The sequence below is a fragment of the Streptomyces sp. NPDC002889 genome, assembly GCF_042888425.1.
Taxonomy (GTDB): Bacteria; Actinomycetota; Actinomycetes; order Streptomycetales; family Streptomycetaceae; genus Streptomyces.
Genome location: NZ_JBIAPT010000012.1, coordinates 76,855 through 89,304, shown reverse-complemented (window position 1 = coordinate 89,304; position 12,450 = coordinate 76,855). Strand labels below are relative to the sequence as shown.

The window sequence follows — 12,450 nt, the reverse complement described above, 5'->3', positions numbered from 1 at the left end:
GAAAGACCCTAACCGCGGCCGGGGCCGAGGGCCTTGCGGCCGGAGCTCGGCAGCTCGGGGCGCGAGGAGGGCTTCGGCGGCGTGGGGGGCGCTGTCTGCTCGATACGCATCGCCAGCGCGGGACAGCGTCGTACGGCGCGCTGGGCGCGTCCCCGCATGTGCATCGGCACCACCGCGTCGGCCACCGACGGGAAGCCGTCCGGGTTGATCCGGATCAGCTCGGGGACGATGTCCGCGCACAGTCCGTGGCCCTGGCACAGCGTCCAGTCGATGAAGACCTTCTCGCCGCTCGGGATCGACTCCACCTCGTCCTGGTAGCCCTCGCCGGGCAGCGGCAGCACGCCGACCGTCTCACGCCCGCAGCCGCCGTCGAGCACATGCGCGGCCAGGTCGTCCGTGAAGGCGGACAGCGTCGACTGGAAGAACCGCACTGAGCCGTCCGGGTGCTTGCACGCCCCGCGGCCCTTCACGGCCTGTGTGACCTCGCGCAGCGCCTCCAGAGCGGCCGGTCCGCCGCCGTTGATGACATCCGACAGGCCGCCGGCCGCGGCGGGCAGGCCGAGCCGGCAGGGGCCGCACTGGCCTGCTGTCTCGGCGGCCAGCCAGTTGGCCACCCGCAGCGCCTCTCCCAGCGGACAGGTCTCGGGGCCGATCGGCAGGATCGCGCCCGCGCCCAGGGCCCCGCCCACGGCCGCCAGCGACGCCTTCGAGACGACGGACTCGTGGACGCCGATCGAATCGATCCAGTTGCCGTGGTAACCGCCGGTGAGCACGCCCTGGGGGAGCGGCGGGGCGCCGGCCAGCTGGAGCACGTACCGCAGCGGAACGCCGGTGGGCACCTCGATCACCATGGGGCGCGCCACCGCGCCGGAGATCGTCAGCATGACGGTGCCCGGCTCGGAGTCCAGGCCGGTGTTGCGGTAGCGGCGGGAGCCGATCCGGGCGGCCACGGCCAGCTGCGCGAAGGTCTCGGCGTTGGACAGCAGTGTCGGGGCGCCGCCCACACCGGACTCGGCGGCACGCTCGCGGCGTCCGGGGGGCATTGCGGGGCCACCGTTGACGGCGCGGATGACCGAGGACGCCTCACCGGAGACCATGCGCTCGGGGGTGCGCACCACGCGGGCGCGAAGAGCCTGCCCGCGCCGGTCGGACAGTCCACGCTCGGCCAGCGCTGCGCGGATGGAGACCTCGGTGGAGTTCCGGGTCACGGCCACGACCAGGGTGCGCGCGCCGAGCGCCTCGGCGGCCAGCAGGGCGCCGTCGAGGATGAGGTGGGGCGCGCGGTTGAGCAGCACCGTGTCCTTGCGGCAGGGGGGCTCGCCCTCGCTCCCGTTGACCACGACGACAGGTCGCACGCCGCGCCGGATCGCGGACTTGGCCACGGCACGGAGCTTCTTGGAGAAGGGGAAACCCGCGCCGCCCCGGCCGGTGAGGGATATCTCCTCGGCGAGCTGCGCCAGTCGCTCACCGCTCACCGGCTCGAGCGGTCCGTGCACCTTCAGGTGCATCGGCAGATCGAGCCGGTCGACCAGGTCGAAGCCCTGGGTCAGCTGGGGAAGGCCGACCACACGGACTTCTGGGACATCGGGGAGCGGGGCGTTCACGGTCGTTCTCCTGCGGGTGCGTGCCAGGGTTCACCGGCCGGGGGCTGGAAGAGTCCGGGCATGGCTGTTGTGTCCTCGTACACGGGGGTGCTGCCCGTCTCGTACGAGGGCGGTGTGTACGGGTACGTGGCCTCGTTCGAGGCGGCGGGGTCGTACGAAGGACCGGCGTCGTACGAGGGGGTCGGAGCGTACGCCGCGGTGGCGTCGTACCCGGCGGTGGCGTCGAAGCCGGAGGGCGCGGTGCCGTAGCCGGTGAGCGGGTCGTCGAAGCCGCCGGACGGGGCGTCGTAGCCGGTGGACGCGGTGTCGAACCCCGCGGACGTGGGGTCGAAGCCGGCGCCGGTGGCGCCGTACGGGGCGCTGCCGGTCTCGTACGTGGGCGGGGTGTCGTACGAAGGGGCCGTCTCGAACTGTGGCGGGGGCGGGGTGTCATAGGTGGGTGCCGTGGACGGCGCGGGCCGCACGGCCTGGGCCGGCGGCGGCGGTGAGGGGGTGGGCCAGGATCCCGGAAGGGGACCCGTCTCGGACACCACGGGTATCTCCTCGGTCATCGGCACCCGCTCGGCGAGCGGAGCCTCGCCCCCGAGGGAGACCGCGCGGTAGGCGGCGGCCATGCCGGGGCCACGGCCGCCGCTCAGGCCGCTGCCCGAGGTCGTGGTCGTGGTGGTCGGCTCGGGCTCGGCCGGGCGCGGGGCTTCGTACAGCTGCGGTGAAGGGGCGGCGATCCGCGGGGGCTGGGCACGCGCCTGGCCGAGGGGTGGCTGGAAGTCCTGTTCGTACGGGCGCTGTGACGGAACGCCGCCCATGCCGCTCATGCGGTCCATACGATCCATACCCGCGGATACGGTCGAGCGGCGCCTCCCGTTCACACCGCCCTCCGCTTTCACGCCACTGACGCCCGGCAGCGGGGCGGTCATCAGGTCGCGCTGAGCCTGCTCGTCGGCTGCGGCCGGTCCGTCCCCTGCGGCTCCGGTCAGCGTCATGATCTTGGCGGCGATGCGCCGCTGCACCGGCCTCGGCAGCAGCCGTACGGAGACGGCGGCGGCCACTCCGCCCAGTGCGAGGCAGTACATGGTCACGACCCAGGTGGCGGCCGGCCGGCCGGTGTACAGGCCGTGGACCAGCGCCGAGCACCAGGCCGGGTACGCCAGCATGTGCAGCGGCCGCCAGCGGCCCGCGACGCGGATGTTGCCGGCCAGGGCGCTGCGCAGCACACCGGTCGTGGCGGCGACCACCATCAGGAATCCGGCGAGCGATCCGAACCCGATGAGCGCGGACGTGCCGGTGACCCCCAGCCCGAACGGGATGAGGGCGCCGATCAACTCCACATGTCCCAGGGAGACCTTCACGGTGCCGTGCAGCAGCAGGAAGCCGAGCGAGGCCATCGCGGTGGTCCGGTGGATGCCCTGGGCCAGCAGGCGGTGGCGGGGGGAGAGCAGCAGCCGGTCGGTGGCGAGGAGGCCCCACGCGATAGAGGCGGTCAAGGACACCAGGGACAGGACCCCGGTGGTGAAGTCGAGCGTGGCGCGGAAACTGTCGCTGCCTCCGATGGCGAGCAGGGGTATGAGCACCAACGCGGCCACGTAAAGGCCGCCTTGCACCGGGCGGCTGAGTCCGGGGCCCGAGTCGGGCGACATACGCATCTTGAGACGAGGGTTCATGGGGCGACTCCGAATGGTGCGGGAAAGCTGTCCCGTTGACGCACTCTAGGTCGAGGCATACCAGCTGGTAGGGAGTTTCGGCGTTTATGGAGGTGAACTACGGGCAACTGACTTTGGGGTTGCCCTGGATAGGGTTGATACGCGGAGTAACCCGGACGGCTTGATCCTTACTGTCGGGAAGCCGCGGTGGTGTTCGCGGTCTCCGAGTGATCTACGGGTGGCATCGCCCCGGCGTTCAAGTGGCGCCGGTGTGATGGCGATGTGGTGCCGATGTGCTGCGGCGATGATCCCAAAAGGGCGTCCAGGGGCTGTCGCCGGGTGCCTCGGGGTTTCCTCCATGCGACCGGTTCCTCGGCTGCGGTACCCTGACGCCATGCGTGCCGTACGCCTTCTGCTTAGCGAGCCGCGCTGATCAGTCCTGACGGATGAAAGATCCGGTCGGAATCGGCGCGGCGTCCCCTCCTGTGCGAGGGGCTTTTTCATTTCACCGGTGGATGACACAGCGCAGGCAGAGACGATCGATGGAGCTTTAAGGATCATGAGCGAGATGAATTCGGCTGCCGAGGCGGCAGCCCCGCATCGTTACACGGCTGCCATGGCGGCCGACATCGAGGCACGCTGGCAGGACATCTGGGACGCCGACGGGACGTACGAGACCCCCAATCCGAGCGGTGATCTGGCCGGGGACGCGGCCCTGGCGGCCAAGCCCAAGAAGTTCGTCATGGACATGTTCCCCTACCCCTCGGGTGCGGGCCTGCACGTGGGGCACCCCCTGGGTTACATCGCCACCGACGTCTACGCCCGCCACCAGCGCATGACCGGGCACAATGTCCTGCACACCCTGGGCTTCGACGCCTTCGGTCTGCCGGCCGAGCAGCATGCGGTGGCCACCGGTACGCACCCGCGGGTGTCGACCGAGGCGGCCATGGAGAACATGAAGCGCCAGCTGCGCCGGCTGGGTCTGGGCCACGACAAGCGCCGGTCGGTCGCGACGATCGACCCGCAGTACTACAAGTGGACCCAATGGATCTTCCTGCAGATCTTCAACTCCTGGTTCGACGAGGCGGCGAACAAGGCCCGTCCGATCGACGAGCTGGTGGCCCGGTTCGAGAGCGGTGAGCGTGCCGTTCCCGGGGGGCGTGCCTGGAGTGAGCTGAGCGCCACGGAGCGTTCCGACGTGCTGGGCCAGTACCGCCTGGCGTACGCCTCCGACGCGCCGGTCAACTGGTGCCCGGGGCTGGGCACCGTGCTGGCCAACGAAGAGGTGACCGCCGACGGCCGCTCAGAGCGCGGCAACTTCCCCGTCTTCAAGGCGAAGCTGCGCCAGTGGAACATGCGCATCACCGCCTACGCCGACCGGCTGCTGGACGACCTGGACGCGCTGGACTGGCCGGAGGCCATCAAGCTGCAGCAGCGCAACTGGATCGGCCGCTCCGAGGGCGCGCGCGTCCACTTCCCGGTCGAGGGCCACGACGACGCGCAGATCACCGTGTTCACCACCCGCCCCGACACCCTGTTCGGCGCCACCTACATGGTGCTGGCGCCCGAGCACGGCCTGATCGACTCCATCGTCCCGGACGAGTGGCCGCAGGGCGTCGAGGAGACATGGACCGGCGGCGCGGCCACTCCGGCCGACGCCGTCTGCGCCTACCGGAAGCAGGCGCAGACCAAGAGCGACGTCGAGCGCCAGACCGAGCACAAGAACAAGACCGGTGTCTTCAGCGGTGCGTACGCCCGTAACCCGGTCACCGGCGAGCGGATCCCCGTCTTCGTCGCCGACTACGTGCTGATGGGGTACGGCACCGGCGCGATCATGGCCGTCCCCGGCCAGGACGAGCGCGACTGGGAGTTCGCCGAGGCCTTCGGGCTGCCCATCATCCGTACCGTGCAGCCCCCGGAGGGCTGGGAGGGCGAGGCGTTCACCGGACAGGGTCCGGCGATCAACTCGTCCAACGACGAGATCTCGCTGAACGGTCTGGGCGTCGCCGAGGCCAAGAGCAAGATCATCGAGTGGCTGGTCGCCAAGGGCGTCGGCGAGGGCACCATCAACTTCAGGCTGCGCGACTGGCTGTTCAGCCGGCAGCGCTACTGGGGCGAGCCATTCCCGATCGTCTACGACGAGGACGGCGTCGCCCACGCGCTGCCCGAGTCGATGCTGCCGCTGGAGCTGCCGGAGGTCGACGACTACTCGCCGCGCACCTTCGACCCGGACGACGCGGACACCCGGCCCGAGACCCCGCTGTCGCGCAACGAGGACTGGGTCGATGTGGAACTGGACCTGGGCGACGGCGTCAAGCGCTACCGGCGCGAAACCAACACCATGCCGAACTGGGCCGGTTCCTGCTGGTACGAACTGCGCTACCTGGACCCGCACAACGACAGCAAGCTGGTCGACCCCGAGATCGAGCAGTACTGGATGGGGCCGCGCGAGGGGCAGCCGCACGGCGGCGTCGACCTGTACGTCGGCGGCGCCGAGCACGCCGTACTGCACCTGCTGTACGCACGGTTCTGGTCCAAGGTGCTGTTCGACCTGGGCCATGTCTCCTCGGTCGAGCCGTTCCACAGGCTGTTCAACCAGGGCATGATCCAGGCGTACGTCTACCGGGACGGCCGTGGCTTCCCGGTGGCCGCCGCCGAGGTCGAGGAGCGGGACGGTGCCTTCTACTTCGAGGGCGAGCCCGTCAAGCGCGAGCTGGGCAAGATGGGCAAGTCCCTGAAGAACGCCGTCACTCCGGACGAGATCTGCGCCGAGTACGGCGCGGACACGCTGCGTCTGTACGAGATGGCCATGGGCCCGCTGGACGTCTCCCGGCCCTGGGACACGCGTGCCGTGGTCGGCCAGTACCGGCTGCTGCAGCGGCTGTGGCGCAACATCGTCGACGAGGCGACCGGCGAGATCACGGTCGTCGACAGCGAGCCCGACGAGGGGACGCTGCGCGCCCTGCACAAGGCCATCGACGGTGCCGGAGGGGATCTGGCGGCCCTGCGCTTCAACACGGCCATCGCCAAGATCACCGAGCTGAACAACCACCTGACCAAGGCGGGCGGCCCACTGTCGAGGAGCGTGGCGGAGCGGCTGGTGCTGCTGATCGCGCCGCTGGCCCCGCACATCGCCGAGGAGCTGTGGCACAGGCTGGGCCGCACCGACTCGGTCGTGCACCAGGACTTCCCGGTCGCCGACCCGGCGTACGTCGTCGACGAGACCGTGACCTGTGTCGTGCAGATCAAGGGCAAGGTCAAGGCGCGGCTGGAGGTCTCCCCGTCGATCTCGGACGAAGAGCTGGAGGCGCTGGCGCTGGGTGACGCGGCGGTCGTCGCGGCGCTGGACGGTGCCGGCATCCGCAAGGTGATCGTGCGCGCGCCGAAGCTGGTCAACATCGTGCCCGCGTAACGCGCTGTGCCGGAGCTCTGGGGGCTTTCCCCTACGGGCAGGTTGGGGGTCTCGATGGAACCCTCGGCCTGCCCGCTCCGTTTACGGTTGAGGGACCACAGTCGGACCGGAAGGGCCGGAAGGACTGGACAGATCGCATTCGATGCCGGAGGGCGCACATGGAAGCCGTGATTCTCATCCTGGCGCTGCTCTTCTTCGCCTTCGTGGCATTGGGTGTCTTCGTCACCGTGAAGGCCGTCCAGGCCGCCAAGCGCGGTGTGGAGCGCACGGTCACCCAGGCGCGCCGGACCGTCGAGGAGACCGCACTGCGCGCGAAGAGCTACGGACAGATCGGCGTGACCGGCGAGCTGGCGCAGCTGCGGCTGTCGCTGCGTACGTCGATGAGGGCGACCCAGGATGCCCTGCAGGCGGGCGTGGCCGAGGACGCCTCACTGTCCGAGTCCCTGGCGCTCTTCCGCCGGCTCAGTGCGCACGGGCATGAACTGGACGGCGAACTCAAGCGGCTGGAGCGCGAGCCCGACCGGGCGACGGTGGCCTCGCTGCTTCCCGGACTGCGTGAGCGTACGGAGCGCATCACGCGGTCCGCCGAGTCGCTGCGATGGGCCGCGCGTGACCGGGCGCAGAAGTTCGCCGAAGACGACCTGGACGCGCTGAGCACGCAGATCGACATGGAGGCGGGGGCGCTGCGGCACTGGTCGGCGCCGGACGAGGGCGATGCGGCGGATACACCGGGTGCGGATGATGCGCCGCGTCCGGCGGGAGCCGGTACGGGCACGGCATCGCCCGGGAGCGGTCAGGAACCGGCGTCCTGGCCCCAGGCCGGGCAGGTCGCGGACGGGGCGGCGCCCGAGCAGACATGGCCGGACGGGGAGCGGCCGGTGGCCGGTCAGCCGCAGGCGATCACCGCGCGCGATCCACGAGCGCAGACCACGTACCCGTGGCAGAAGTCGCCGCGCCCCGAGACGTCGAACTGACCGCTCACCGCGGTCCTTGGGGATCATCGGGGGCGGGCCCGGGCTGCCGTCCGGTGGCCCCGGCGGGTAACCTCCCGCTCATGTCCCGCCATGTCGCGATCGTCACCGATTCCACGGCCTACCTGCCACACCCGGCGATGGAGCGGCACGGCATCACCGCGGTGCCGTTGACCGTCGTGCTCGGCGACCGAGCACTGGAAGAGGGCACCGAGATCTCGGCCCGCTCGCTGGCCCTGGCGCTGCAGAAACGACGCCCGGTGACCACCTCACGGCCCAGCCCCGAGATGTTCGCGGCGGCATACCGCGCGAGCGCGGAGGCCGGCGCGACCGGGATCGTCTCGCTGCATCTGTCGGCGGAGTTCTCCGGAACCTACGACGCGGCGGTGCTGGCCGCCAAGGACGCTCCGGTGCCGGTGCGGGTGGTGGACACGGGGATGGTCGCCATGGCCCAGGGATTCTGCGCGCTGGCGGCCGCGGCGACGGCGGAGGCGGGGGGCTCGCTCGACGAGGCGGTGGCCGCCGCGGAGAAGCGGGCCGCGGGCACATCCGCGTACTTCTACGTCGACACCCTCGACTATCTGCGCCGCGGGGGCCGCATCGGGGCGGCGCAGGCGCTGCTCGGCTCGGCGCTCGCCATGAAGCCGCTGCTGCAGCTGGAAGGTGGCCGGATCGGGCCGCTGGAGAAGGTGCGCACGGCTTCGAAGGCGATCGCCAGGCTGGAGGAGATCGCCGTCGAACGGGCGGGCGCCAGCCCGGTCGACATCGCCGTGCACCACCTGGCCGCGCCCGAGCGGGCCGCGGCGCTCGCGGACCGGCTGCGCGCGCGGGTGCCGGGGCTGGCCGAACTGCATCTCAGCGAGGTCGGTGCGGTCATCGGGGCGCACACGGGACCGGGACTGCTGGCGGTCGTGGTCTCGGCGCGCTGACGGACGCGGTGGCGGTCACTCGTAAGGGTGGCCGAGTTGTACACAACGGCGCGGTTATCCACCGGAATTGGGGCCCCTCGGCGGGTTCGGGCGAATGTGCCTACCGTCCTGAGGCATGGCTCTTCGATCACATTCCGCAACCAGTGGGCCGGGCCGCGCCCCGGCCTCTGACAGCCGCGCTCGTCACGGCCGACGTCACGGCCGAGGTCATGGCCGACGTCTTGGCGGACGTCATGGCAGACATGCTTCGGCCGCGGGGGCCACCGCTCTGCGCCGACGTGCGGATGAGCTGTTCGGCGGTGTGGCGGGTGCGGGCGCAGGCCAGGGCCGGAGGCCTGTCGAGCCCATGAGGCCGCCCGCGGCTTCGGCGGTGCCCGGCGCGTCCGAGGTGTCCAGGCTGTCTGAACTGTCCGAGGTGGCGGTGCGCAGACCCGTCGGACATCGGGGCGGCGCCGGTACCGGGCCCGGCAGGACCGGCGGGTCGAACCGGGGACGGGTGGCAGTACTGGAGCGGACCGTGGCAGCCGCGCCACCGGACCTGGGGCGGGGTACGGCGGGCGCCGGGGCAGACGTGGATACGGAGCCGGCCGGGTCCGAGGTCCGGGGCGGGGGCCGCGAGCGGATGTGGCTTGCGCTGCGGGAGCGGCTGCCCCTGTGGGTGCAGCTCAGATGCGGGCTCGAGCCGCGAACGCTCGCCGCGCTCGCCGTGGTCCTCGTAGCCGCGGCGGTGTTCGCGGCCCAGCACTTCTGGGTGGGCAGGCCGCACTCCGTCCGGGCACCGGAGCTGGTCCACCAGGGCGCTGCCGCCCCGCCCGAGCCGCCATCGGGACAGCCGGCGCCGTCGCCCGGTCCGCCGCCCGCCGACGCACGGCCGACGGCCCGGATCGTCGTCGATGTGAGCGGCAAGGTACGCAGGCCCGGGGTGCTCCGGCTGCCCGCCGGCTCACGGGTCGCCGACGCACTCGCCGCGGCCGGAGGCGTCAGGACCGGCACGGACCTGACGGACGGCGAACAGGTGGCGGTGGGCGTGCCGGCCGCACCGGGGACGGGTGGGACGGGCGCCCCGGCGGCGGCCGCGCCCGCGGCGGGGCCGGTCAGCCTCAGCGTGGCAACCGTGGAGCAGCTCGAAGCACTGCCCGGGGTCGGCCCGGTGCTCGCCCAGCACATCGTCGACTACCGCACACGCAACGGCGGTTTCCGGTCGGTGGAGGAACTGCGTGAGGTGAACGGGATCGGTGAGCGGCGCTTCGCGGACCTCGAGAACCTGGTGCGGCCATGACGCGCGCAGCGGTTCACGCCCAGTCCGGGCACCGGCTGGGCGCGTCCGACCCCCGCCAGGACGGGCCCATGGATCTGCGGCTCGTCCCCCCGGCGGTGGCGGCCTGGGCGGCTGCGGCACTCGCCCTGGGCGCGCCCGGCCGGTGGACGGTGATCGGCGTGACGGGAGGCCTGGTGACGGCACTGCTGCCGCTGTCGGCGGCCGTGAGCCGTGCGCGGGCCGGTCCGGTCGGTGCGGTGGTGGGGACCGACAGAGGGAGACGGGTGCGTCGGGAGCGTCGGGGGCGTCGGGAGCTCAATGTCACCGCTGCCGCCGCGGTGCTGCTGTGCGCCTCCGCAGGGGCCGCATCCGCCGGGCTGCACGGCGCGGATCTGCGTCGCGGGCCGCTCCCCGAGCTGGTCGGCCGCAATGCCTACGTAACCCTGGAGTTGACCGTATCGACGGATCCGAGGCCCGTCCGCCCCAAGGTCGTCGGGGACCGGGTGGCGGCCGGAATACTCGTTCTGGACGCCGAGGCCGGACGCGTGACCGTGCCGGGCGGCGCGGTCACCGAGACGCGCACACCCGTCCTGGTGACCGTACGGCCTGGCGAGGCGGGCAAGCTGTGGCGGCGGCTTCTGCCGTCCACCAGGCTGCGGGTGACGGGCCGGCTCGCGCCGCCGCTGCGCCCCGACGACAGGTTCGCCGCGGTGCTCAGGGCCTCGGGGAACAGCCCGCCGCGGATCACCGGCCGGCCGACCCGCCTTCAGCGTGCGGCAGGCGATCTGCGTGCGGGGCTGCGCAAGGCGACCGATGAACTGGCCCCGGACGCCCGAGCCTTGCTGCCGGGACTGGTCGTGGGGGACACCTCACGTGTCCCTCCCGACCTGCACGCCGCGTTCGAGGCGACCGATCTGACCCATCTGCTCGCCGTGTCGGGGAGCAATCTCACGATTGTGCTCGTCCTGCTGATCGGTCCGCCCGGCACCGCCCTGCTGGCCGAACGGCGGGGCCTCGCACCCCGGTTGGGCATCACCCTGCGCGCAACCGCGCTGCTCGGCGGCGTTCTCACCCTGGCCTTCGTCGTCGTGTGCCGACCGGAGCCGAGTGTGCTGCGCGCGGCCGCGTGCGGGTCGATCACCCTGCTGGCCATCGGCACGGGACGGCGCAGGTCGCTCGTTCCGGCCCTCGCGGCCGCCGTGCTGCTGCTCGTGCTGTACGACCCGTGGCTGGCGCGCAGTTACGGCTTTCTGCTCTCCGTCCTGGCCACCGGCGCTCTGCTCACGATCGCCCCGGTCTGGAGTGCGGCGATGCGGCGGCGACGGGTGCCGCCGCGGCTCGCCGAGGCGCTGGCGGCGGCAGCGGCTGCGCAAGCGGTGTGCGCCCCTGTGGTGGCGGTGTTCGCGGCACGGGTCAGCCTGGTGGCGATCCCGTGCAATCTTCTCGCCGAACTCGCCGTCGCTCCTGCCACGGTCCTCGGGTTCGCCGCTCTCGCCGCGGCGCCTGTGGCGATACCGGCCGCCGAGCTGCTGGCGCGCCTCGCCGCCTGGCCCGTGGGCTGGATCGCCGACGTCGCCCGGGCCGGGGCCCAGCTGCCCGGTGCTCAGGCCCACTGGCCGGGCGGCTGGCGCGGCGGGCTGCTGCTCGCGTTCGTCACCGTCTTGGCCGTGCTCGTCGCGCGCCGGCTGTGGCGACACCCATGGGCAGCCGGGGTCTGCGTAATGCTGCTCCTGCTCACTGTGGTGCGGCCGGCTCCCCTCACCAGGGTCATCAGCGGCTGGCCGCCGCCAGACTGGGCGTTCGTGATGTGTGATGTCGGGCAGGGCGACGCCATGGTCCTCGCGGCGGGTGACGGCGCGGCGGTGGTCGTGGACGCGGGGCCGGATCCCGAGCTCGCCGACGGGTGCCTGCGGGAACTGGGCGTCAAGGAAATCCCGTTGCTGCTGGTGACTCACTTCCACGCCGACCATGTCGCGGGCCTGCCGGGCGTGCTGCGCGGCCGGTCGGTCGGCGCGATCCAGACGACGACGCTCGAAGAGCCCCCCGAGCAGGCGGCGTTCGTGCGGCGTGAGGCGACGGGGGCCGGGGTGCCGGTGATCCGTGCGTGGCCCAGGGAGCGGCGCCGCACGGGACGGCTGGACTGGCAGGTGCTGTGGCCGGACTCCGTCCCGGGCACGGGGCGGGGTAGGGCACCGGACGGGCCGAACGACGCGAGCGTCGCCCTGCACGTCCGTGCCGCGGGCGGCCTGACGCTGCTGCTCCTCGGGGATCTGGAACCGCCCGCCCAGCAGGGGCTGATACGGGCGCACCCGGCCCTGCCCGCGGTGGATGTGCTCAAGGTCGCCCACCACGGCTCGGCGTATCAGCATCCCGGGCTGCTGGCCGGGGCAGGGCCACGGCTGGCCCTGATCTCCTGCGGCCGTGACAACCCGTACGGCCACCCCGCGCCGCGCACCTTGGGCGCGCTGCGGGACCGGGGAGCGCTGGTGCTGCGTACGGACCTCGACGGGGCGATCGCGGTGACGGGGGCGGGAGCGAAGCTGCGGGCCGTGGCGCGTGGTGGCCGGACCGCGTGACGGCGGGCCCGTGAGGAGACCGTGCAAAGCCATGCTCGGGCTGATCCACGGTTTCCGCCC

The 12,450-nt window shown here is 72.3% G+C and carries 7 protein-coding genes; 5 read left to right on the top strand and 2 right to left on the bottom strand.

Annotated features, from left to right (window positions below):
- Nucleotides 1-8: 8 nt before the first annotated feature.
- A complete protein-coding gene (locus ACFYWI_RS19750) occupies nucleotides 9-1,604 on the bottom strand; it encodes a ferredoxin (protein ID WP_389233711.1) in 1,596 nt (531 codons plus the stop codon).
- The gene (locus ACFYWI_RS19745) at nucleotides 1,601-3,265 is read right to left on the bottom strand and encodes a hypothetical protein (RefSeq protein ID WP_389233708.1); all 1,665 of its coding nucleotides are present in this window, start codon (nucleotides 3,263-3,265) and stop codon (nucleotides 1,601-1,603) included. Before ACFYWI_RS19745 ends, ACFYWI_RS19750 begins: the two co-directional genes overlap by 4 nt.
- Before the next feature lie 538 nt (nucleotides 3,266-3,803).
- Here ACFYWI_RS19745 and leuS point away from each other — a divergent pair.
- From leuS to ACFYWI_RS19720, 5 genes are all read left to right on the top strand, one after another.
- A complete protein-coding gene (gene leuS / locus ACFYWI_RS19740) occupies nucleotides 3,804-6,656 on the top strand; it encodes a leucine--tRNA ligase (RefSeq protein WP_389233705.1) in 2,853 nt (950 codons plus the stop codon).
- 158 nt (nucleotides 6,657-6,814) lie between these two features.
- Nucleotides 6,815-7,630: a hypothetical protein gene (locus ACFYWI_RS19735; protein ID WP_389233701.1), complete on the top strand. Its 816-nt coding sequence runs from the start codon at nucleotides 6,815-6,817 to the stop codon at nucleotides 7,628-7,630.
- 80 nt (nucleotides 7,631-7,710) lie between these two features.
- Nucleotides 7,711-8,556: a DegV family protein gene (locus ACFYWI_RS19730; RefSeq protein ID WP_389233698.1), complete on the top strand. Its 846-nt coding sequence runs from the start codon at nucleotides 7,711-7,713 to the stop codon at nucleotides 8,554-8,556.
- Between the two features lie 517 nt (nucleotides 8,557-9,073).
- The gene (locus ACFYWI_RS19725; RefSeq protein WP_389233695.1) at nucleotides 9,074-9,835 is read left to right on the top strand and encodes a helix-hairpin-helix domain-containing protein; all 762 of its coding nucleotides are present in this window, start codon (nucleotides 9,074-9,076) and stop codon (nucleotides 9,833-9,835) included.
- A complete protein-coding gene (locus ACFYWI_RS19720; protein WP_389233686.1) occupies nucleotides 9,832-12,390 on the top strand; it encodes a ComEC/Rec2 family competence protein in 2,559 nt (852 codons plus the stop codon). Before ACFYWI_RS19725 ends, ACFYWI_RS19720 begins: the two co-directional genes overlap by 4 nt.
- Nucleotides 12,391-12,450 lie beyond the last annotated feature (60 nt).

Excerpts from the sequence above, each read along its gene's own strand:
- ACFYWI_RS19745 (WP_389233708.1), bottom strand. The coding sequence starts at position 3,265 with ATGAACCCTCGTCTCAAGATGCGTATGTCGCCCGACTCGGGCCCCGGA.
- leuS (WP_389233705.1), top strand. The coding sequence starts at position 3,804 with ATGAGCGAGATGAATTCGGCTGCCGAGGCGGCAGCCCCGCATCGTTAC.
- ACFYWI_RS19735 (WP_389233701.1), top strand. The coding sequence starts at position 6,815 with ATGGAAGCCGTGATTCTCATCCTGGCGCTGCTCTTCTTCGCCTTCGTG.
- ACFYWI_RS19730 (WP_389233698.1), top strand. The coding sequence starts at position 7,711 with ATGTCCCGCCATGTCGCGATCGTCACCGATTCCACGGCCTACCTGCCA.
- ACFYWI_RS19720 (WP_389233686.1), top strand. The coding sequence starts at position 9,832 with ATGACGCGCGCAGCGGTTCACGCCCAGTCCGGGCACCGGCTGGGCGCG.